The following is a 22,318-nucleotide window of genomic DNA, read 5'->3' on the forward strand; positions in this document are numbered from 1 at the left end:
ATAGGGCACCGGGTGGCGTAGAGGTTCCTCCGCCGGATAAAATCATCGGTCAAGGTAAGGGTCTGCCGAGAAGACCTGCGAGGAGTAGTGATGAGCGAAGCGCTGACCATCCATCATGACCAGGCCGGTCATCAGTTCGAGACCAACGTGGACGGTCATCGTGCCTACCTGACGTACATGGACCTGGGTAAACAGACGCTGGACATCTACCGCACCTTCGTGCCCAATGCCCTGCGTGGCCGCGGCATTGCCGCCGCCCTGACCGAACGGGCCCTGGAGTATGCCGAGCAGATGGGGTACACGGTCATTCCCTCGTGCTCCTATGTCGAACGCTACATGGAGCGCCAGCAGCGCCAGTCGAGCAAGGTCTGATTTCTGGCGAGCGATCGCCGCACACGAAAACGCCGGGCAATGCCCGGCGTTTTCGTGCCTGCCCTGGCCCTCAGCCGCGCTGGCGCTGGGGCAGGACATCCTTGAGCTTGGCGCGCATGCTGCGCAGGGCCTTCTCGGTGGCGCTCCAGTCGATGCAGGCATCGGTGACGGACACGCCGTACTGCAGGTCGTCCAAGTTCTTCGGAATGGCCTGGCAGCCCCAGTTCAGGTGGCTTTCGACCATCAGGCCGATGATCGACTGGTTGCCCTCGAGGATCTGGTTGGCCACGTTCTCCATGACCAGCGGTTGCAGGGCCGGATCCTTGTTGGAATTGGCGTGGCTGCAATCGACCATGATGTTGGCCTTGATCTTGGCCTTGGCCAGGTCCTGCTCGCACAGGGCGACGCTGACCGAGTCGTAGTTCGGCTTGCCGTTGCCGCCGCGCAGCACCACGTGACCGTAGGCGTTGCCCTTGGTGGTGACGATGGACACGCCGCCTTCCTGGTTGATGCCGAGGAAGCGGTGGGGCTTGGAGACCGACTGCAGGGCATTGATGGCGACGGTCAGGCCACCGTCGGTGCCGTTCTTGAAGCCCACCGCCGAGGACAGGCCGGAAGCCATTTCCCGGTGGGTCTGGGATTCGGTGGTACGGGCGCCGATGGCCGACCAACTGATCAGGTCCTGCAGGTATTGCGGGGAGATCGGGTCGAGCGCCTCGGTGGCGGTCGGCAGGCCCATCTCGGCCAGGTCCAGCAGCAGCTTGCGGCCGATGTGCAGGCCATCCTGGATCTTGAACGAGTCGTCCAGGTATGGGTCGTTGATCAGGCCTTTCCAGCCGACGGTGGTGCGCGGCTTCTCGAAGTACACGCGCATCACCAGGTACAGGGTGTCGGACACTTCTTCGGCCAGGGCCTTGAGGCGCTCGGCATATTCGTGGGCGGCCTTGATGTCGTGGATGGAGCAGGGGCCGACCACGACGAACAGGCGATGGTCCTTGCCGTCGAGGATATTGCGCACCACTTCGCGGCCGGCAGTCACGGTCTGCAGGGCCTTGGCGCTCAGGGGGAGTTCCTTCTTGAGCTGATCGGGGGTGATCAAGGTCTCGTTGGAAGCAACGTTAAGGTCGTCGATCGGTAAATCAGCCATCGTGTTACTCGTCAGGTCACGGGTGCCGGCCGCCAGCAATCCCCGTGCGGCCCAGCAGCAAGATTGTTCGCAACGGGGAGCCGAACCTTAGCGCGTTACAGGGGGCTCGACAATGGGCTGGCCCCCGTCGGCGCGGGGTTTTTACCGGATGGCTGGTTTTTTCCGCCTCAGGTGGCGTGCAGGTTCGCCTCGGAGAAGGCTTCGGCGTGCAGGCCGACCCATTGTGCGGCCAACGCCTGGGCAGCATTGCTGTCGAGGTCGGGCTGCTGATGTTGCAGGCAGTAGTGGCGAATCTGGCAGACCTGCTCGCCCATGCGAGCGCCGAACAGTGCCTGGGCATCGGTGAAGGCAATGCCCACCCGGTAGCCTTCGTCGAGTTTCTGACACCAGGCGATATAACCAGGATAGCGGGCCTCGCTGCCCAGGGAGGGAATTGCGACTTCCACCGCCATGCCGCGCCGGTAGGCGCGCAACTGCTTGCAAGCGATGCCGCCCAGGCCCAGTGTATGCAGGTGGCGGCGGAACAGGCTGGGGAATGGACGCAGGGTCAATTCGACCGGAATGTCTTCGGGATGAGGCAGGTATCCACACATGGCCGACTCCGTGCCGGTTATTTGACCTTCTTCGCTCCAGTATAGTGAAAGATCGAAAACCGGCTGATTTACGTGTAAAAAAACCGGGCGACGAGCATAGGTATTTTCGACAAGGGGCAGGGTGAGCATGCGCAATGCACGGATCGGCATCATCGGCAGTGGTGCCATTGGCGGCTTCTATGGGGTGATGCTGGCACGCGCCGGCTTCGATGTGCATTTTCTGTTGCGCAGCGAGTATGCCGCCGTACGCGACCAGGGCCTGGTGGTGGAGAGTGCGGTGCACGGCCAGGTGCGGATGAAGGTGCAGGCTTATGTCGCGGCTGCCGACCTGCCACCGTGCGACTGGCTGCTGGTGGGCGCCAAGGCCACCAGCAATGCCGAACTGGCACCGCTGATCGTCCAGGCCGCGGCGCCGGGCGCCAAGGTGGTCTTGCTGCAGAACGGCCTGGGGGTGGAAGCGCAGTTGCGCCCGGACTTGCGCTCGGACATGCACCTGCTGGGCGGGTTGTGCTTCATTTGCGTCAATCGCCAGGCGCCTGGAGTGATTCGCCACCAGGCGTTGGGCGCGGTCAACCTGGGGTATCACAGCGGCCCGGCCGAGGACGCGGGGGCGGCCATTGTCGCCGAGGGCGCCGCCTTGTTCCAGGCGGCCGGTGTCGACTCCCAGGCCATGGAGGACCTTGACCTGGCGCGCTGGCAGAAACTGGTATGGAACGTGCCCTACAACGGCCTTTCGGTGCTCCTGCAGGCCAGTACGACTCCTCTGATGAGCGACCCGCACAGCCGTGAGCTGATCCAGGCGCTGATGGCCGAGGTGGTGCAGGGCGCGCAGGCCTGTGGTCATGTGCTGGCGCAAGGGTATGCCGAGCACTTGTTGCGCATCACCGAGCAGATGCCCGACTACTGGCCGAGCATGTACCACGACCATGCCCTGGGGCGTGCGCTGGAGTTGCAGGCGATCTATGCCGAGCCGCTGTCCCGGGCGCGAGCGGCCGGATGCCAACTGCCGCGCATGGAGATGCTGTACCAGGCACTGACCTTCCTCGACCGGCGCAATCGCCCGGCCTGAAGGGCGCGGCGGCAGCGCGCCGGACGGCACGGCGGCCGTTCGCGGCGCTGCTAAGCTGAACCTTGCTCTGCCTTAGCGGCAGTCGAGGAGGTCGAATGATCCATTCCATGCTGTATGCCACCGACCTCGGTGTATACGCGCCCTTCGTCATGCAACACGCCCTGGCCCTGGCGCGCACCTTCAATGCAGAGCTGTACGTGATTCACGCGGTGGAGCCCATGGGGCAGTTCGCCGAATCCTTGCTGCAGAGCTACCTCGACGAACAGACCCTGGACGAACTGCACAGCCAGGGCGTCAACACGGTGCTGGCCAATATCGAGCAGCGGGTACTGGAGAACTTTCGCGACGAACTGGGCGAGGAGGCCGACCTGGCCGTGATCCGGGCGGTCAGGGTGCGCCAGGGCGACCCGGCTCAGGTCATTCTCGAGCAGGCCCAGCGCCTGAGTGTCGACCTGCTGATCTTCGGCAGCCACAGCCAGGGGGCGGGGGTGGACGTGCCGATCGGCCGTACCGCGGTGCGGCTGTTGCAGCTGTCGCCGGTGCCGGTCTACATGGTGCCGTTGGCCCAACATTTGGGGCGTAGGAAAGCGTGAGGCTGGCAGTAAGTCATTTCCGGGCATGTAACAAAATAGTTCTAGATTTATTTCCAGAACCACTAATATAGTTATATCTCGTCGCTGCCAGCTGCCGGTGACCTACCGCTGATCCGAGGGATACCTATGAAGCTTCAACAACTGCGCTACATCTGGGAAGTGGCGCACCATGACCTCAACGTCTCCGCGACAGCGCAGAGCCTCTACACCTCCCAACCCGGGATCAGCAAGCAGATCCGCCTGCTCGAGGACGAACTGGGTGTCGAGGTCTTCGCCCGCAGTGGCAAGCACCTGACCCGCGTCACCCCTGCAGGCGAGCGCATCATCAATACCGCTGGCGAGATCCTGCGCAAGGTCGAGAGCATCAAGCAGATCGCCCAGGAATTCTCCAACGAGAAGAAAGGCACCCTGTCGATCGCCACCACCCACACCCAGGCGCGCTATGCGCTGCCACCGGTGATCAGCAGCTTCATCAAGCAGTACCCGGAAGTCGCCCTGCACATGCACCAGGGCTCGCCCATGCAGATCGCCGAGATGGCCGCCGACGGCACCGTCGATTTCGCCATCGCCACCGAGGCGCTGGAGCTGTTCGGCGACCTGATCATGATGCCGTGCTACAAGTGGAACCGCTGCGTGGTCGTGCCCCAGGGCCACCCGCTGACCAAGCTGCCGAAGCTGACCCTCGAAGCGGTCGCCGAGTATCCGATCGTCACCTATGTATTCGGTTTCACTGGCCGTTCCAAGCTGGACGAGGCCTTCAATCATCGCGGCCTGACGCCGAAAGTAGTGTTCACCGCCGCCGACGCCGACGTGATCAAGACCTATGTGCGCCTGGGGTTGGGCGTGGGCATCGTGGCCAAGATGGCGGTCGATCCCAAGCTCGACAGCGACCTGGTGTGCTTGGATGCCAGCGAACTGTTCGAAGCCAGCATCACCAAGATCGGCTTCCGTCGTGGCACCTTCCTGCGCGGCTTCATGTGCGATTTCATCGAGAAGTTCGCCCCGCACCTGACCCGCGAAGTGATGGCCAAGGCCATCCAGTGCCATAACAAGCAGGAGCTCGAGGAGCTGTTCGCGGGCGTCGAGTTGCCGGTGCACTGACAACAGCGGCAAGCTACAAGAGAAAAGCAGCCTGTGCCCCAATGTCGGTCAGTTAAGCGGCGCTTTGTCATTTTTGCGGCTACCTTGCAGCCCATCGCCGGCAAGCCGGCTCCCACAGGGACCGCGGCGACCACACATGATGCGGTTTGCACGGACGGTGTGGGAGCCGGCTTGCCGGCGATGGGGCGCGAAGCGGCCCCAAATGACAACTGAAAGTCTTAACTGACCGGCATTAGCCTGTGCCCGGTCTGCTTTTCTTGTGGCTTGAAGCTGGGCCCGCTTCAGGCCTTGCTGATCAGGTTGCCCGCGTGCAGGCCGCATTCCTTCTGGGTCGACTCTTCCCACCACCAGCGGCCTTCGCGCTCGTGCTGGTTGGGTAGTACAGGACGGGTGCAGGGTTCGCAGCCGATGCTGATGAAGCCGCGCTCGTGCAGGTTGTTGTAGGGCAGCTCGAGCATGCGGATGTAACCCCAGACTTCCTCGCTGGTCATCTGCGCCAGCGGATTGAACTTGTACAGGGTACGTTCAGGGGTGGAGAACGCCGTGTCGATCTCCAGCGCGGCCACCTGGCTGCGGGTGCCCGGGCTCTGGTCGCGGCGCTGGCCGGTGGCCCAGGCGCGCACGGTGGCCAGCTTGCGGCGCAGCGGCTCGATCTTGCGGATGCCGCAGCACTCGCCATGGCCATCCTTGTAGAAACTGAACAGGCCCTTTTCCTTGACGAACGGTTCGAGCTTGGCATGATCCGGGCTGAGGATCTCGATCGGCAGGTTGTACTGTTCGCGGACCTGGTCGATGAAGCGATAGGTTTCCGGGTGCAGGCGGCCGGTGTCGAGGCTGAATACCTTGACCTGCTTGTTCAGCTTCCAGGCCATGTCCACCAGTACCACGTCCTCGGCACCGCTGAAGGAAATCCACAAGTCGTCGCCGAAGTGCTCGAAGGCGAGCTTGAGGATGTCCTGTGGGGACTTGCTGGCATGGGTCGCGGCGAGGGTGGCGACGTCGAAGGGTTGGCTCATCAGGCGGTTTCCATCGTGTGTATGGCGCTGTGCGCTCGTAATAGGGCGATGGTAACAAAAAATGGCGGGGTAGACGCCCTGCGATGGTGAGTGGATGCCAGGGTGTCGCCTGTGTAGGTCAATCAAGATGCTCGGCTGCCATCTTGGGGCGCAAGGCAGCCCTGGGGCTTGCCCGCGTAAAGGGCGGCGCCAGTCACAAGCCTTGCAGCGTCTGCATCAATACCCGCACCTTGGCGATGGACTCCTCGTATTCGGCCTGCCAGTCGGAGTCGGCCACCACTGCGCCGCCTCCCCAGCAACTGACCTGGCCATCCTTGACCAACAGGCTGCGAATGGCGATGGAGCTGTCCATTTCGCCGCGTACATCCACATACAGCAGCGAGCCGCAATACAGCGCCCGGCGCGCTGGCTCCAGTTCGTCGATGATCTGCATGGCGCGGATCTTCGGAGCGCCGGTGATCGAGCCACCGGGGAAGCTGTCGCCGATCAGGTCCAGTGCGTCCTTGCCGCTGGCCAGGCGCCCGGTGATGCTGCTGACCAGGTGATGGACGTTGGGGTAGCTCTCCAGGCTGAACAGCTCAGGTACCTTGACCGAGCCGATCTCGCAGGTACGCCCCAGGTCGTTGCGCAGCAGGTCGACGATCATCAGGTTTTCCGAGCGGTCCTTGGGGCTCTCCTGTAGCTCGGCGGCGTTGCGGGCATCTTCCTGCGGGTCGCTGGAGCGGGGGCGGGTGCCCTTGATCGGGCGGGTTTCCACCTGGCCCTGGCTGACCTGGATGAAGCGCTCCGGTGAGAAGCTCAGCAGGGCACTGCCGTCGGCCAACTGCTGGTAGCCGGAGAAGGGCGTCGGGCAGGCCTTGCGCAGAGCCTGGTAGGCCCTCCACGGGTCGCCCTGGCAGGGCGCGCGGAAGCGTTGGGTCAGGTTGATCTGGTAGCAGTCACCGGCCTGGATGTACTGCTGGACCTTGTCGAAGGCTGCCCGGTATTGCTCGGGCTGCAGGTCGCCGCGCATGGGGGCGAGCAGTTGGAAGTCACCGGGCTCACAGGCTTCGGGCATTTCGAACAGGTGGACCAGGCGCTCCCGCTCGCGGGCGTCCAGGCTTGGGTGGAAGACCAGTTGGCTGGTGCGTAGCCGATGGTCGCTGACCAGGGCCCAGGCATACAGGCCGAGTTGTGCATCGGGCAGGCCGAGATCGTCCCGCGCCAGGCTCGGCAGGTGCTCCAGGCGCCGGCCGAAGTCGTAGCTCAGGTAGCCGATCAGGCCGCCGGCGAAGGGCAGTTCGATGCCTTCGGGCAGTGTCGCTCGGCCCAACTGCGTCAGGGCGTTGCGCAGGCGTTGCAGGTAGGCCCGACCTTCTTCCCCGGCTTGAGCCTGCAGGTGTTGCAGCGGCCAGGCGCTGAGCAGGTCGAAGCGGCCGCGCTCGGCACCTGGGCGGGCGCTGTCGAGCAGGATTGCCCCGGGGGCCTGGCGCAGGCGGGCGAAGTAGGTGGCCGGGTCGGGCTGGTAGGGCAGGGCGTGGAGCGTACAGGTCGGCATGCGAGTGGGTGGCGATGACAAAGCGAGGAGGGCGATTGTAGTCGCCTGGGGGAGGGGCGGCCAGCTCTGGCTGCGACAGCTATTCGGCTTCCATTTAGAGCGAGCGCTTTCGTGATCGTCGCGCTAGCCTCTCGCGTTGACAAATGACTGGGGCCGCTTCGCGGCCCCGATACGGCGGATCACTGCGGATGAACGTGCCCGAACAACCCCTGGGACACACGCACCCGCTGCTCGGCATCTTCCGTGACGCCGTCCTTGGCCAACGCCTCCAGGTGCGCCTCGATGGCATGGGTGCGCTGGGTCAGGCCGCAGTCGTTGGCGATCTGGATGTTCAGGCCCGGGCGGGCGTTGAGCTCGAGGATCAACGGGCCCTTGTCCTGGTCCAGGACCATGTCCACCCCGATGTAGCCCAGGCCACACAGCTCGTAGCAGTTGGCCGCGAGCTTCATGAAGCCGTCCCAGTTCGGCAACTGCACGCCATCCACCGCGTTGGTGGTGTCCGGGTGCTTGCTGATGATCTTGTTCAGCCAGGTGCCGCGCAGGGTGACACCGGTGGCCAGGTCCACGCCCACGCCGATGGCGCCTTGGTGCAGGTTGGCCTTGCCGCCCGACTGACGGGTCGGCAGGCGCAGCATGGCCATCACCGGGTAGCCCATCAGCACGATGATGCGGATGTCCGGCACGCCTTCGTAGCTGATGCTCTTGAAGATCTGGTCCGGGGTCACCCGGTACTCGATCAGCGCGCGGTCGCGATGCCCGCCGAGCGAATACAGGCCGGTGAGGATGCTGGAGATCTGGTGCTCGATCTCGCCGTGGCTGATGATCTTGCCCGACACCGTGCGATAGCGGTCCTCGAAGCGGTCGGCGATGACCATGATGCCGTCACCGCCGGCGCCCTGGGCCGGCTTGATGACGAAATCGTTGCGCCCGCCGATGATCTGGTCGAGCTTTTCGATCTGCTTCTCGGTCTCGATGATGCCATACATCTCCGGCACATGGATGCCAGCCTCGAGCGCACGCTCCTTGGTGATGATCTTGTCGTCGACGATCGGGTACAGGTGGCGCTTGTTGTACTTCAGGACGTAGTCCGCGTTGCGCCGGTTGATACCCATGATGCCCCGGGCCTCCAGGGCTTTCCAGGTCTTGATCAGTCCGAACATCAGGCGTCAGCCTTCACGAAAGCCTTGAAGCGAACGAGCTCGGTCAGGCGGTAGCCGCGGTAACGGCCCATCGCCAGCATGAAGCCCACCAGAACCAGCAGTACGGCCGGGAAGGTGAAGACGAAGTACACCAGCTCCGGCACCATCATCAGCAGGTGCGCCAGGGAGGCGGCGAACAGGGTGCCGATGGCCACCTTCATGGCATGGCCGCCGCCACGTTCCTCCCAGGTGATCGACAGGCGCTCGATGGTCATGGTCAGGATCACCATCGGGAACAGTGCCACCGACAGGCCGCGCTCCAGGCCCAGCTTGTGGCTGAACAGGCTGATGGCGGCGATCAGCACCACGACGAAGGTCAGCACCACCGACAGGCGCGGCAGCATCTGCAGCTTCAGGTGCTCGAGGTAGGAACGTAGCGACAGGCCCAGGGCGGTGATCACAGTGAACAGGATGATGCCGAAGCCCAACTGGGTCTCGCGGAAGGCCAGGGCGATCAGCACCGGGGTGAAGGTACCCAGGGTCTGGATGCCGATCAGGTTGCGCAGCACCAGGATCACCAGCACGCCGATCGGGATCATCACCATGATCATGAAGGTCTGCTGGGTCTGCAGCGGCAGGCCGTACAGGGAATACTCGAGGAAGTCGGCGTCGGTGTTCTCGTCGGTCAGCTTGGCCAGGCGGATGGCGTTCATCTCGCTGTTGTTCATGCTGAAGGTGACGTTGGCCTTGCGGCCGCCATCGACGGTGACCAGGTTCTCGTCGCCGACCCACCACAGCAGGCGGTCGTTGGGCAGGCCCTGCTCGCCGGTGTCGGGGTTGAAGTACAGCCAGTCGTTGCCGTTGAAGCTGCGCAGCCACAGCTCGGGGCTCTGCGGGGTATCGGCGACCAGGCGGATGGTGTGCACCTTCTCCATCGGCACGTGGGCGATCGACAGCAGCAGGTCGATGACCTTGGCCTTGTTCAGGGCCGAGGTATCGCCGCCCAGCAGCAGCTTGACGTTGTCGTCGTTGAGGTTGTTGACCCGCTTGATGGTCTCGCTGACGAAGGTCTCGACGTCGGCCGAGTGCTGGCGGATCGGCGCCATCAACGCCTCGGCGGCGATCTTCTCGGGGCCCTCGACAGCCAGGCTGTCACGGAAGGTCGGGCCCTTGACCGTGGTCTTCTCGTTGCTGTAGCGCTTGGTCAGCACCAGGCGGTAGTAGAGGGTCTGGTTGCCGCTGGCGCGGCGCGCCGACCAGGTCACCTTGCGGTTGCCGTCGACACGGTTGACGCTCACCCCGTAGTTGTTGGAGATGAAGCTCTCGTTGAGGCTGACGTAGTCGCGGTTCAGCGGCGGCACGAACATCTGAACCTTGACCGGGTCCTTGGGGTTGGCGATGAACTCGACCTTGGCGTCGATGTTCCACAAATCGTCGGTCTCGTCCTCGGTGACCGGGATGCCGAGAATGAAGATCTGGTAGGCCGTGACCAGCACGCCCAGGAGCACCAGGACGGTGATCAGGACTTTCAGGTGGAGGGTAAGAGAGCGCATCGGGATTACTCTGCTTTGGGAGCTTCGGTGGCACAGGCAGGTTTGCCGGCCGCGTATTTAAGGCTTGGGTCGACCAGCGCGTCGAAGTGCTTGAGCGCCTCGGAACCGATCAGCAGCGGGAACTGGAAGGCGCTGCGGTCGGTGAGGTTGACTTCGATGGTGCGCTGCGCGCGGCCCATGCAGATGTTCAGTTCGATGACCGGGCGGGCCGTGTAGGCCTTGCCTTCGTCGGGATTGTAGTCGCCGGCGCGCCGCTTGATCTTGCTGACCCGCGCCAGCGGGCGCTCGATCGGGTGCGAGTGGGCGGCATCGATGGCCAGGTAGAAGCGTACCCAGCTTTCGCCATCGCGCTTGAAGCGCTTGATGTCGCGGGCACTGAGGGAGGCGGTCTTGGCGCCGGTGTCGAGCTTGGCCGCCACTTCCAGGTCGAGGTCGGAAAGACGGGCATATTCGTTCAGGCCATACACGGTCTTTTCCGCCGCCGGGACGTGGGCCGGCAGCAGGGCGAGGCAGAACAGCAGTGAAACGGGTGTGAGTCTCATAAATCCTGGCGCGGTGCTGTGCGGGGTTCGGGGCAAGGCGACTGGCAAGTACTGCGCAAGCATCCTCGTTCATCTGTCAACAGCATGAAACGATGACAGGCACACTATATCCATCCTCCCTTGGGAAGCGCGGCATTCTATCACGCCAACGTCTCGACGCCAGCGCGCCGCGTTCTGACAGCATTTGCAGGCGTTAAGTTCGTTCTTAGACGATTGTCGACAATATTGATTTTGTCTTTGACGTGCCACCCATGTTTAGCTAGCTTTGGCGCTATTGAAACGTAAGGTGTCGACAATATGCTAGGTGCAACCCAGGCTTCCCTGACCCTTCCGGATGAAACGGAAACCCTCTCGGAGAACGTTTTCCGACGCATCCAGGCAGCGATCGTCAAGGGTGAGATCGCGCCGGGCAGCAAGATCTCCGAGCCTGAGCTGGCGCGTACCTATGGCATCAGCCGCGGCCCGCTGCGCGAGGCCATCCACCGCCTGGAGGGGCAGCGCCTGCTGGTGCGCGTGCCCCATGTCGGCGCCCGGGTGGTGTCGCTCAGCCACGCCGAGCTGATCGAGCTGTACGAGATCCGCGAGTCCCTCGAAGGCATGGCCTGCCGCCTGGCCGCCGAGCGCATGAGCCAGGCCGAGATCGACGAACTGCGCCGGGTGCTCGACACCCACGAGCGCGACGCCACCTTCCAGGCCGGCCTTGGCTACTACCAGCAGGAAGGCGACTTCGACTTCCATTACCGGATCATCCAGGGCAGCGGCAACCAGACCCTGGTCAAGATGCTCTGCGGCGAGCTGTACCAGCTGGTGCGCATGTACCGCATCCAGTTCTCCGCCACGCCCAACCGCCCGCACCAGGCCTTCGCCGAGCACCATCGCATCCTCGATGCCATCGAAGGCCGCGACGGCGAACTGGCCGAACTCCTGATGCGCCGGCACATCGGCGCATCCAAGCGCAACATCGAGCGTCACTACCAAGGCGCCGACAACAATAGCCCACGAGGTGAGTCATGACTTTGAAGAGCACGCCCGGCCAGCGTTTCCGTGACGCGGTCGCTGCCGAACATCCGTTGCAGGTGGTCGGGACCATCAATGCCAACCACGCCCTGCTGGCCAAGCGCGCCGGCTTCAAGGCCATCTACCTGTCCGGCGGCGGTGTCGCCGCCGGCTCCCTGGGCCTGCCGGACCTGGGCATCAGCGGCCTGGACGACGTGCTGACCGACGTGCGCCGCATCACCGATGTCTGCGACCTGCCGCTGCTGGTGGATGTCGATACCGGCTTCGGCGCCTCGGCCTTCAACGTGGCCCGCACCGTGCGTTCGATGATCAAGTTCGGCGCCGCCGCCCTGCACATCGAGGACCAGGTCGGCGCCAAGCGCTGCGGCCACCGGCCGAACAAGGAGATCGTCTCCCAGCAGGAGATGGTCGACCGCATCAAGGCCGCGGTGGACGCCCGCACCGACGACAGCTTCGTGATCATGGCGCGTACCGACGCCCTGGCCGTGGAAGGCCTGAACGCCGCCCTGGACCGCGCCGCCGCCTGCATCGAGGCCGGTGCCGACATGATCTTCCCGGAAGCGATCACTGAACTGTCGATGTACAAGACCTTCGCCGACCGGGTGAAGGCGCCGATCCTGGCCAACATCACCGAGTTCGGTGCCACGCCGCTGTACACCACCGAGGAACTGGCGTCGGTCGATGTCTCCCTGGTGCTGTACCCACTGTCGGCGTTCCGTGCCATGAACAAGGCCGCCGAGAACGTCTACACCGCGCTGCGCCGCGACGGCACGCAGAAGAACGTCATCGACACCATGCAGACGCGCATGGAGCTCTACGATGCCATCGGCTACCACGCCTTCGAGCAGAGCCTCGATGCGTTGTTCGCCCAGAAGAAAGCCTGAGAGCGCCGGCCTCGTCGCTGGTCGGCCAGCCTCCACAGGGCGCGCAAGTTGCAAAGGGTGCGCTGTACTTGTGGACGCCGGCTTGCCGGCGATGGGGCGGTACAGATATGTCGGATTAGCCTGTAAGACTTCACATAACAAGTTCAAGAAAGGAGAACACACCATGGCCGAAGCAAAAGTACTCAGTGGCGCAGGCCTGCGTGGCCAGGTGGCCGGGCAGACCGCCTTGTCGACCGTCGGCCAGGCCGGTGCCGGCCTGACCTACCGTGGTTACGATGTGCGTGACCTGGCGGCCGCTGCCGAATTCGAGGAAGTCGCCTACCTGCTGCTGTACGGCGAACTGCCGAGCAAGGCGGAACTTGCCGACTACAAGCGCAAGCTCAAGGGGCTGCGCGACTTGCCGCAAACCCTCAAGGAAGTGCTCGAGCGTATCCCGCGCGACGCCCACCCGATGGACGTGATGCGTACCGGCTGCTCGGTACTGGGTACCCTGGAACCGGAACTGACCTTCGAAGCCCAGCGCGAGAAGACCGATCGCCTGCTGGCGGTGTTCCCGGCGATCATGTGCTACTGGTACCGCTTCTCCCACCATGGCGTGCGCATCGACTGCACCAGCGACGAGGACACCCTTGGCGGTCACTTCCTGCACCTGCTGCACGGCAAGCAGCCGAGCCCGCTGCACGTCAAGGTGATGAACGTCTCGCTGATCCTCTACGCCGAGCACGAGTTCAACGCCTCAACCTTCACCGCCCGGGTCTGCGCCTCGACCCTGTCGGACCTGTACTCCTGCGTCACCGCCGCCATCGGCACGCTACGCGGCCCGCTGCACGGGGGCGCCAACGAAGCGGCGATGGAACTGATCGAGCGCTTCCAGAGCCCGCAGGAGGCGGTCGCCGAGCTGCTCAAGATGCTCGAGCGCAAGGACAAGATCATGGGCTTCGGCCATGCCATCTACAAGGAGTCCGACCCGCGTAACGAGGTGATCAAGGGCTGGTCCCGGCAGCTTGCCGACGAGGTGGGCGACAAGGTGCTGTACCCGGTCTCCGAAGCCATCGACAAGACCATGTGGGAGCAGAAGCGCCTGTTCCCCAACGCCGACTTCTACCATGCCTCGGCGTACCACTTCATGGGCATCCCGACCAAGCTGTTCACCCCGATCTTCGTCTGCTCGCGCCTGACCGGCTGGGCGGCGCACGTCTTCGAGCAACGCGCCAACAACCGCATCATCCGCCCAAGCGCCGAGTACATCGGTGTCGAACAGCGCCAGTTCGTGCCGATCGAGCAGCGCTGAATAGAAATAGAGAGGCAACCCGTTTCCCCTGTGGAAGCGGGCTTGCCCGCGAATGCGCCCGACCGGCCTACCCATGTGCGCCTGCTGACGCATTCGCGGGCAAGCCCGCTCCCACAGGGACGGTGGAGCCTTCCGAATCCTGTGACCGAGCCTGAATGATGAACATTGCATACCGCAAAGCCCTGCCAGGCACCGACCTGGACTACTTCGACGCCCGCTCGGCGGTCGAGGCGATCAAGCCCGGCGCCTACGATGGCCTGCCTTACACCTCCCGCGTGCTCGCCGAGAACCTGGTGCGACGCTGCGACCCGGCGACCCTCAACGCCTCCCTGGAGCAGTTGATCGAGCGCAAGCGCGACCTCGACTTCCCCTGGTTCCCGGCGCGGGTGGTGTGCCACGACATCCTCGGCCAGACCGCCCTGGTCGACCTGGCTGGCCTGCGTGACGCCATTGCCGACAAAGGCGGTGACCCGGCCCAGGTCAACCCGGTGGTGCCGGTGCAACTGATCGTCGACCACTCGCTGGCGGTGGAGTGCGGTGGTTTCGATCCGCAGGCGTTCGAGAAGAACCGCGCCATCGAGGACCGTCGCAACGAAGACCGTTTCCATTTCATCAACTGGACCAAGAAGGCGTTCAAGAACGTCGACGTGATCCAGCCAGGCAACGGCATCATGCACCAGATCAACCTGGAGAAGATGTCGCCGGTGATCCACAACGACCGCGGCGTGGCCTACCCGGACACCTGTGTCGGCACCGACAGCCACACCCCGCACGTCGATGCCTTGGGCGTGATCGCCATCGGCGTCGGTGGCCTGGAGGCCGAGAACGTCATGCTCGGCCGGGCCTCCTGGATGCGCCTGCCAGAGATCGTCGGCGTCGAGCTGAGCGGCCGGCTCGCGCCGAACATCACCGCCACCGACCTGGTGCTGGCCCTGACCGAATTCCTGCGCAAGCAGAAAGTGGTCGGCGCCTACCTCGAGTTCCACGGCGAAGGCGCCCGTGCCCTGACCCTGGGCGACCGCGCCACCATCTCCAACATGGCCCCGGAGTACGGCGCCACCGCGGCGATGTTCGCCATCGACCAACAGACCATCGATTACCTGCGGCTGACCGGCCGCGAAGACCAGCAGGTCAAGCTGGTGGAAACCTACGCCAAGGCCGCCGGCCTGTGGGCCGACAGCCTGGCCAAGGCCGAGTACGAGCGGGTGCTGCGCTTCGACCTGTCCAGCGTGGTGCGCAACATGGCCGGCCCGTCCAACCCGCACGCCCGTGTCGCCACCGCCGACCTGGCCGCCAAGGGCATCGCTGGCGCCTGGGAAGAGGTACCGGGGCAGATGCCCGACGGCGCGGTGATCATCGCCGCCATCACCAGTTGCACCAACACCAGCAACCCGCGCAACGTGATCGCCGCAGGCCTCCTGGCGCGCAATGCCAACAAGCTCGGCCTGGCGCGCAAGCCCTGGGTGAAGTCCTCCCTGGCCCCCGGCTCCAAGGCTGTGCAGCTGTACCTGCAGGAAGCGGGGCTGGAGCAGGAGCTCGAGCAACTGGGCTTTGGCATCGTCGCCTTCGCCTGCACCACCTGCAACGGCATGTCCGGCGCCCTGGACCCGAAGATCCAGCAGGAGATCATCGACCGCGACCTGTACGCCACCGCGGTGCTGTCGGGCAACCGTAACTTCGACGGGCGCATCCACCCGTACGCCAAGCAGGCGTTCCTCGCCTCGCCACCTCTGGTGGTGGCCTACGCCATCGCCGGCACCATCCGCTTCGACATCGAGAAGGACGTGCTGGGCGTGGTCGATGGCCGGGAGATCCGCCTCAAGGACATCTGGCCGAGCGACGAGGAAATCGACGCCGTGGTGCGTGCCGCGGTCAAGCCGGAGCAGTTCCGCCAGGTGTACATCCCGATGTTCGCTATCGAGCAGGACAAGGGACCGAAGGTCGCGCCGCTGTATCAATGGCGGCCGATGAGCACCTACATCCGTCGCCCGCCGTACTGGGAAGGTGCCCTGGCCGGCGAGCGCAGCCTGCGTGGCATGCGCCCGCTGGCGGTGCTGCCGGACAACATCACCACCGACCACCTGTCGCCGTCCAACGCCATCCTGGCCAACAGTGCCGCGGGCGAGTACCTGGCGAAGATGGGCCTGCCGGAAGAGGACTTCAACTCCTACGCGACGCACCGTGGCGACCACCTGACCGCACAACGCGCCACCTTCGCCAACCCCAAGCTGTTCAACGAGATGGTGCGCAACGAGGATGGCAGCGTGAAGCAGGGCTCGCTGGCGCGCATCGAGCCGGAGGGCAAGGTGACCCGCATGTGGGAGGCGATCGAGACCTACATGGAGCGCAAGCAGCCGCTGATCATCGTCGCCGGTGCCGACTATGGCCAGGGCTCGTCCCGCGACTGGGCGGCCAAGGGCGTGCGCCTGGCGGGCGTGGAGGCGATCGTCGCCGAAGGCTTCGAGCGCATCCACCGCACCAACCTGGTGGGCATGGGCGTGTTGCCGCTGGAGTTCCAGCCAGGCACCAACCGCAAGACCCTGGACCTCGATGGCAGCGAGACCTACGACGTGCTCGGCGAGCGCACGCCGCGGGCGACCCTGACCCTGGTGGTGACCCGGCGCAATGGCGAGCGGGTCGAGGTGCCGGTGACCTGCCGCCTGGATACCGCCGAGGAAGTGTCGATCTACGAGGCCGGCGGGGTGTTGCAGCGCTTCGCCCAGGACTTCCTGGAAGCGACCGCCTGAGTGAAGCGGGCCGCTCCTGCCGGGGCGGCCTTGCGTCGCGAAAGGGCTGCGCAGCAGCCCCAGGTTTTCGCCGGAACGAAACAATCAGGACAGCACAGCAATGGCACATGTACCCCAGATCAGAATCCCCGCCACCTATATCCGTGGCGGCACCAGCAAGGGCGTGTTCTTCCGCCTGCAGGACCTGCCCGAGCGCGCCCAGGTCGCGGGCCCTGCCCGTGATGCGCTGCTGCTGCGGGTGATCGGTAGCCCCGATCCCTATGGCAAGCAGATCGATGGCATGGGCGGCGCCACCTCCAGCACCAGCAAGACGGTGATCCTCGCGCGCAGCACCCGCCCGGACCATGATGTCGACTACCTGTTCGGTCAGGTCGCCATCGACAAGGCCTTCGTCGACTGGAGCGGCAACTGCGGCAACCTCTCCGCCGCGGTCGGCGCCTTCGCCATCAGCGGCGGCCTGGTGGACCCTGCGCGCATTCCGCGCAACGGCACCGCCACCGTGCGCATCTGGCAGGCCAACATCGGCAAGACCATCATCGCCCATGTGCCGATCAGCGAAGGCGAGGTGCAGGAGACCGGCGACTTCGAGCTCGACGGCGTGACCTTCCCGGCGGCCGAAGTGCAACTGGAGTTCCTCGATCCGGCCGCCGACGAAGACGGCGACGGGGGCGCCATGTTCCCCACCGGCAACCTGGTGGACGACCTGGAGGTCCCCGGTGTCGGGACCCTCAAGGCGACCCTGATCAATGCCGGCATCCCGACCATCTTCGTCAATGCCGCCGAGATCGGCTACAGCGGCACGGAGCTGCAGGATGCGATCAATGGCGACCCCGAGGCGCTGGCCCGGTTCGAGGCCATCCGTGCCCATGGCGCGGTGCGCATGGGGTTGATCGAGCACGTCGACGAAGCCGCCGGGCGCCAGCACACGCCGAAGGTCGCCTTCGTCGCGCCGCCGACCTCGTATACCGCGTCCAGCGGCAAGGTGGTCGAGAGCGTAGACATCGACCTGTTGGTGCGCGCGCTGTCCATGGGCAAGCTGCACCACGCCATGATGGGCACCGCGGCAGTCGCCATTGGCACGGCCGCGGCCGTACCCGGCACCCTGGTGAACCTCGCCGCCGGCGGGGGCGAGCGCAGCGCCGTGCGTTTCGGCCACCCCTCTGGCACCTTGCGGGTCGGTGCCCAGGCGCGCAAGGTGGACGGTGAGTGGACGGTGACCAAGGCAATCATGAGCCGTAGCGCCCGCGTGTTGATGGAGGGCTGGGTACGCGTGCCTGGCGACAGCTTCTAGCACGCCTCTGGCGCTCGGCTTCGAAGAACGCAGGGCAGGCCCTGCGGTGGTAGTGGGGCTGCTTTGCAGCCCTCATTCTCAAGGAGCAGAAGATGAGTGCCAACGTAGACCTGAACGACCGCCCGGACTACGACCGGGTGTTGCAAGCCATCGCCGACTACGTGCTCGACTACCGGGTCGAGTCGGCCGAGGCGCTGGACACGGCGCGCAACTGCCTGATGGATACCCTGGGCTGCGGCCTGCTGGCGCTGCGCTTCCCCGAGTGCACCAAGCACCTGGGGCCGCTGGTGGAGGGGACCGTGGTACCCCATGGCGCCCGGGTGCCTGGCACCGCCTACCGCCTGGACCCGGTCAAGGCAGCCTGGGACATCGGCTGTATCGTGCGTTGGCTGGACTACAACGACACCTGGCTGGCCGCCGAATGGGGGCATCCGTCCGACAACCTCGGCGGCATTCTCGCCGTGGCCGATCACCTGTCGCAAAAGCGCGTGGCCAATGGCGAGCCGGCGCTGACCCTGCGCGAGGTGCTCGAGGCGATGGTCATGGCCCACGAGATCCAGGGCGTGCTGGCCCTGGAGAACGCCTTCAATCGCGTCGGCCTGGACCATGTGTTGCTGGTCAAGGTCGCCTCCACGGCGGTGTGCGCCCGGCTGATGGGGGCCAACCGAGAACAACTGCTGTCGGCGCTGTCCCATGCTTTCGTCGACGGCCAGGCGTTGCGCACCTATCGCCATGCGCCCAATGCCGGTTCGCGCAAGTCGTGGGCGGCGGGCGATGCCTCCAGTCGCGGGGTGCGCCTGGCCGATATCGCCCTGCGTGGCGAGATGGGCATCCCCGGCGTACTGACCGCGCCCCAGTGGGGGTTCTACGATGTCTTGTTCAGCCACACCAACAAGGACCTCGCGCTCAAGCCCGAAGCCCAGCGCAGTTTCCGGCTACCCCAGCCGTTCGGCAGCTATGTGATGGAGAACGTGCTGTTCAAGATCAGCTTCCCTGCCGAGTTCCATGCCCAGACCGCCTGCGAGGCGGCGGTGGCCTTGCATCCGCAGGTGCGCGACCGGTTGGGCGAGATCGACCGCATCGTCATCACCACCCATGAGTCGGCGATCCGCATCATCTCCAAGGTCGGCCCCCTGGCCAACGCCGCCGACCGTGACCACTGCATTCAGTACATGACCGCCGTGCCGCTGATCTTCGGCAACCTGGTGGCCGAGCACTACGAGGATGCCTTCCATGCCGCCCACCCGCTGATCGATGCCTTGCGGGCGAAGATGCAGATCGTCGAGGAGCCGCGTTTCAGCCGTGAGTACCTGGAGGCGGACAAGCGCTCCATTGCCAATGGCGTGCAGGTGTTCTTCAAGGACGGTACGCAGACCGAGCAGGTGGTGGTGGAGTACCCCATCGGTCATCGGCGTCGGCGTGCGGAGGGGATTCCCTTGCTGGAAGCGAAGTTCAGGGAAAACCTGGCGACGCGCTTCGCCCCGCAGCGCTGCGAGACGATTTTCGCGCTGTGCAAGGATCAGGTGCGGCTGGAAGGCACGGCGGTGCACAGGTTCGTCGATCTGTTCGTGATCTGACCTCCCGCGAAGGGGCCCACAAGCCCAACGAAAAAGCCCCGGCATCTCTGCCAGGGCTTTTTCTTGTAGCTTGCAGCTCGAAGCTTGACGCTTCTTACGCCTGGACCACCGGGATCTGGGCGTTGGCCGCCGCTTCGCGGAACTCGGCGATCTGGTCGAAGCTCAGGTAGCGGTAGACGTCGGCAGCCATGCTGTCGATGTCCTTGGCGTACTGCAGGTATTCCTCGACGGTCGGCAGCTTGCCGAGGATCGAGGCGACTGCGGCCAGTTCAGCCGATGCCAGGTAGACGTTGGTGGCGTCGCCCAGGCGGTTCGGGAAGTTACGGGTGGAGGTGGAGACCACGGTCGAGCCGGTCTGCACACGTGCCTGGTTACCCATGCACAGCGAGCAGCCTGGCATTTCCATGCGCGCACCGGCCTTGCCGTAGATGCCGTAGTAGCCTTCCTCGGTCAGCTGGTGGGCGTCCATCTTGGTTGGTGGCGCCAGCCACAGGCGGGTCGGGATGCCGCCTTTGACCTTGTCCAGCAGCTTGCCGGCAGCGCGGAAGTGACCGATGTTGGTCATGCACGAACCGATGAACACTTCGTCGATCTTGTCGCCGGCAACGGTCGACAGCAGGCGGGCGTCGTCCGGGTCGTTCGGCGCGCAGAGCACAGGCTCCTTGACGTCGGCCAGGTCGATCTCGATGACCGCGGCGTACTCGGCGTCGGCGTCGGCCGACAGCAGCTGCGGGTCGGCCAGCCAGGCTTCCATGGCTTGGGCGCGACGCTCCAGGGTACGGGCATCACCGTAGCCTTCGCTGATCATCCAGCGCAGCAGGGTGATGTTCGACTTCAGGTACTCGGCGATCGACTCTTCCGGCAGCTTGATGGTGCAACCGGCGGCGGAACGCTCGGCCGAGGCGTCGGACAGCTCGAACGCCTGCTCGACGGTCAGGTCGTTGAGGCCTTCGATCTCCAGGATGCGGCCAGAGAAGATGTTCTTCTTGCCCTTCTTCTCGACCGTCAGCAGGCCCTGCTGGATCGCGTAGTAAGGGATGGCGTGGACCAGGTCACGCAGGGTGATGCCCGGCTGCAGCTTGCCCTTGAAGCGCACCAGGACCGACTCTGGCATGTCCAGCGGCATGACGCCGGTGGCAGCGGCGAAAGCCACCAGGCCGGAACCGGCCGGGAAGGAAATGCCGATCGGGAAGCGGGTGTGCGAGTCGCCGCCGGTGCCGACGGTGTCAGGCAGCAGCATGCGGTTCAGCCAGCTGTGGATGATGCCGTCGCCCGGACGCAGGGACACGCCGCCACGGGTGCGGATGAAATCCGGCAGGGTGTGGTGGGTGGTGACGTCGATCGGCTTCGGATAGGCCGCGGTGTGGCAGAACGACTGCATGACCAGGTCGGCGGAGAAGCCCAGGCAGGCCAGGTCCTTCAGCTCGTCGCGGGTCATCGGGCCGGTGGTGTCCTGGGAGCCGACGGTGGTCATCTTCGGCTCGCAGTAGGCGCCCGGGCGTACGCCCTGGCCTTCTGGCAGGCCGCAGGCACGGCCGACCATCTTCTGCGCCAGGGTGAAGCCCTTGCCGGAGTCGGCAGGCTGCTCGGGCTTCTTGAACAGGTCGGAAGCGCCCAGGCCCAGCTCGGCACGGGCCTTCTCGGTCAGGCCACGGCCGACGATCAGCGGGATACGGCCGCCAGCGCGGACTTCGTCGAGCAGCACTTCGGTCTTGAGCTCGAAGGTGGTGACCAGCTCGTCGCTACCGTTGCGGCGGACTTCGCCCTTGAACGGGTAGACGTCGATGACGTCGCCCATGGCCAGGTTGGTGCAGTCGAATTCGATCGGCAGGGCGCCGGCGTCTTCCATGGTGTTGTAGAAGATCGGGGCGATCTTGGTGCCGAAGCAGAAACCACCGGCGCGCTTGTTCGGCACGTACGGGATGTCGTCGCCGAAGAACCACAGCACGGAGTTGGTGGCGGATTTACGCGAGGAACCGGTGCCGACCACGTCGCCGACGTAGGCGACCGGGTGACCCTTGGCCTTGACTTCCTCGATCTGCTTGAGCGGGCCGACCGAGCCTGGCTGGACCGGCTCGATGCCGTCGCGGGCCATCTTCAGCATGGCCAGGGCGTGCAGCGGGATGTCCGGGCGCGACCAGGCATCCGGGGCAGGGGACAGGTCGTCGGTGTTGGTTTCGCCAGGCACCTTGAACACGGTCAGGGTGTATTTCTCGGCGATGGCCGGGCGGGCGGTGAACCACTCGCCAGCAGCCCAGGATTCCAGGACGGCCTTGGCATTGGCGTTGCCGGCCTTGGCTTTTTCAGCCACGTCGTGGAAGGCGTCGAACATCAGCAGGGTGTGCTTGAGCTGTTCGGCCGCGACGGTGCCCAGTTCGGCGTCGTCCAGCAGCGCGACCAGCGTCTCGATGTTGTAGCCGCCTTGCATGGTGCCCAGCAGCTCGGTGGCGTGCTTGCGGTCGATCAGCGGCGAGGTGGCTTCGCCCTTGGCGATGGCGGAGAGGAAAGCGGCCTTGACATAGGCGGCTTCGTCGACTCCTGGGGGAACGCGGTGGGTGATCAGGTCTACGAGGAAGGCTTCTTCGCCGGCCGGCGGGTTTTTCAGCAGCTCGACCAGGCCTGCAGTTTGTTCGGCGTTCAGCGGCTGGGGCACGACACCCAGGGCGGCACGCTCTTCGATGTGTTTGCGGTAGGCTTCAAGCACAGTTATTACCCTCATCAGTGGTCCCTAAAGGGAGTCCGGGACGCTCATCCAGCATTCCCATGCACCCATGCGCAATCACGGCTTTGTGGGCCGCCCAGCCAGGGTCGCAGGGAATCCTTACAGAAGCTGCTTTCAAAGTTTTACG

18 protein-coding genes are annotated in these 22,318 nt (G+C 64.9%); 10 read left to right on the top strand and 8 right to left on the bottom strand.

What is annotated here, in order from left to right; genetic code table 11:
- The first annotated feature begins 90 nt into the window (after positions 1 to 90).
- The gene (locus ABFA30_RS11660; RefSeq protein ID WP_225790167.1) at positions 91 to 372 is read left to right on the top strand and encodes a GNAT family N-acetyltransferase; all 282 of its coding nucleotides are present in this window, start codon (positions 91 to 93) and stop codon (positions 370 to 372) included.
- 70 nt (positions 373 to 442) lie between these two features.
- Here the strand turns inward: ABFA30_RS11660 and ABFA30_RS11665 are convergent, their stop codons facing one another.
- Complete coding sequence (locus ABFA30_RS11665; RefSeq protein ID WP_225790168.1) at positions 443 to 1,519, bottom strand: 3-deoxy-7-phosphoheptulonate synthase; 1,077 nt, start codon at positions 1,517 to 1,519, stop codon at positions 443 to 445.
- 167 nt (positions 1,520 to 1,686) lie between these two features.
- Positions 1,687 to 2,112, bottom strand: coding sequence for a PilZ domain-containing protein (locus ABFA30_RS11670; protein WP_253081326.1), 426 nt, complete (start codon positions 2,110 to 2,112; stop codon positions 1,687 to 1,689).
- A 127-nt stretch (positions 2,113 to 2,239) separates the two neighbouring features.
- On the opposite strand from ABFA30_RS11670, the gene ABFA30_RS11675 reads away from it, so the two are divergent.
- The 3 genes from ABFA30_RS11675 to cysB all read left to right on the top strand — a co-directional run bounded on the left by ABFA30_RS11675 (position 2,240) and on the right by cysB (position 4,875).
- A complete protein-coding gene (locus ABFA30_RS11675; protein WP_410045463.1) occupies positions 2,240 to 3,181 on the top strand; it encodes a putative 2-dehydropantoate 2-reductase in 942 nt (313 codons plus the stop codon).
- A 95-nt stretch (positions 3,182 to 3,276) separates the two neighbouring features.
- Positions 3,277 to 3,774 (top strand): universal stress protein, encoded by a 498-nt coding sequence (locus ABFA30_RS11680; RefSeq protein ID WP_225790171.1) that lies wholly within the window; start codon positions 3,277 to 3,279, stop codon positions 3,772 to 3,774.
- A 126-nt stretch (positions 3,775 to 3,900) separates the two neighbouring features.
- The gene (gene cysB, locus ABFA30_RS11685; protein WP_225790172.1) at positions 3,901 to 4,875 is read left to right on the top strand and encodes an HTH-type transcriptional regulator CysB; all 975 of its coding nucleotides are present in this window, start codon (positions 3,901 to 3,903) and stop codon (positions 4,873 to 4,875) included.
- Between the two features lie 281 nt (positions 4,876 to 5,156).
- Here cysB and ABFA30_RS11690 read toward each other — a convergent pair whose 3' ends face one another.
- From ABFA30_RS11690 to ABFA30_RS11710, 5 genes are all read right to left on the bottom strand, one after another.
- Positions 5,157 to 5,891 (bottom strand): phosphoadenylyl-sulfate reductase, encoded by a 735-nt coding sequence (locus ABFA30_RS11690; RefSeq protein WP_410045464.1) that lies wholly within the window; start codon positions 5,889 to 5,891, stop codon positions 5,157 to 5,159.
- A 193-nt stretch (positions 5,892 to 6,084) separates the two neighbouring features.
- Positions 6,085 to 7,428, bottom strand: coding sequence for an aminodeoxychorismate synthase component I (gene pabB, locus ABFA30_RS11695; protein ID WP_253081778.1), 1,344 nt, complete (start codon positions 7,426 to 7,428; stop codon positions 6,085 to 6,087).
- A 179-nt stretch (positions 7,429 to 7,607) separates the two neighbouring features.
- On the bottom strand, positions 7,608 to 8,588 hold the full coding sequence (locus tag ABFA30_RS11700; protein WP_225790175.1) for an alpha-L-glutamate ligase-like protein: 981 nt from the start codon (positions 8,586 to 8,588) through the stop codon (positions 7,608 to 7,610).
- Positions 8,588 to 10,120 carry an inactive transglutaminase family protein gene (locus tag ABFA30_RS11705; RefSeq protein WP_253081779.1) on the bottom strand — a complete coding sequence of 511 codons (1,533 nt, stop codon included), beginning with the start codon at positions 10,118 to 10,120 and terminating at the stop codon, positions 8,588 to 8,590. The genes ABFA30_RS11700 and ABFA30_RS11705 overlap by 1 nt, the downstream gene beginning before the upstream one ends.
- 5 nt (positions 10,121 to 10,125) lie before the next feature.
- Positions 10,126 to 10,662, bottom strand: coding sequence for an ATP-dependent zinc protease (locus ABFA30_RS11710; RefSeq protein WP_225790177.1), 537 nt, complete (start codon positions 10,660 to 10,662; stop codon positions 10,126 to 10,128).
- Between the two features lie 297 nt (positions 10,663 to 10,959).
- On the opposite strand from ABFA30_RS11710, the gene ABFA30_RS11715 reads away from it, so the two are divergent.
- The 6 genes from ABFA30_RS11715 (at position 10,960) to prpD (ending at position 19,469) form a co-directional block, all read left to right on the top strand.
- Positions 10,960 to 11,676: a GntR family transcriptional regulator gene (locus ABFA30_RS11715; protein WP_253081780.1), complete on the top strand. Its 717-nt coding sequence runs from the start codon at positions 10,960 to 10,962 to the stop codon at positions 11,674 to 11,676.
- Positions 11,673 to 12,563, top strand: a complete 891-nt coding sequence (gene prpB, locus ABFA30_RS11720; protein ID WP_225790179.1) for a methylisocitrate lyase — start codon at positions 11,673 to 11,675, stop codon at positions 12,561 to 12,563. Before ABFA30_RS11715 ends, prpB begins: the two co-directional genes overlap by 4 nt.
- A 163-nt stretch (positions 12,564 to 12,726) precedes the next feature.
- A complete protein-coding gene (prpC, locus tag ABFA30_RS11725; RefSeq protein WP_225790180.1) occupies positions 12,727 to 13,854 on the top strand; it encodes a 2-methylcitrate synthase in 1,128 nt (375 codons plus the stop codon).
- Positions 13,855 to 14,012: 158 nt separating this feature from the next.
- Complete coding sequence (gene acnD / locus ABFA30_RS11730) at positions 14,013 to 16,601, top strand: Fe/S-dependent 2-methylisocitrate dehydratase AcnD (protein WP_410046041.1); 2,589 nt, start codon at positions 14,013 to 14,015, stop codon at positions 16,599 to 16,601.
- A gap of 100 nt (positions 16,602 to 16,701) precedes the next feature.
- Positions 16,702 to 17,892 carry a 2-methylaconitate cis-trans isomerase PrpF gene (prpF, locus tag ABFA30_RS11735; RefSeq protein ID WP_253081742.1) on the top strand — a complete coding sequence of 397 codons (1,191 nt, stop codon included), beginning with the start codon at positions 16,702 to 16,704 and terminating at the stop codon, positions 17,890 to 17,892.
- Between the two features lie 92 nt (positions 17,893 to 17,984).
- Positions 17,985 to 19,469 (top strand): 2-methylcitrate dehydratase, encoded by a 1,485-nt coding sequence (prpD, locus tag ABFA30_RS11740; protein ID WP_225790182.1) that lies wholly within the window; start codon positions 17,985 to 17,987, stop codon positions 19,467 to 19,469.
- A gap of 94 nt (positions 19,470 to 19,563) precedes the next feature.
- On the opposite strand, the gene acnB is transcribed toward prpD, so the two are convergent.
- Positions 19,564 to 22,173 carry a bifunctional aconitate hydratase 2/2-methylisocitrate dehydratase gene (gene acnB, locus ABFA30_RS11745; protein ID WP_225790216.1) on the bottom strand — a complete coding sequence of 870 codons (2,610 nt, stop codon included), beginning with the start codon at positions 22,171 to 22,173 and terminating at the stop codon, positions 19,564 to 19,566.
- Positions 22,174 to 22,318: the final 145 nt, after the last annotated feature.

The organism is Pseudomonas sp. HLMP, from assembly GCF_046365545.1.
Classification (GTDB): Bacteria; Pseudomonadota; Gammaproteobacteria; order Pseudomonadales; family Pseudomonadaceae; genus Aquipseudomonas; species Aquipseudomonas guariconensis_B.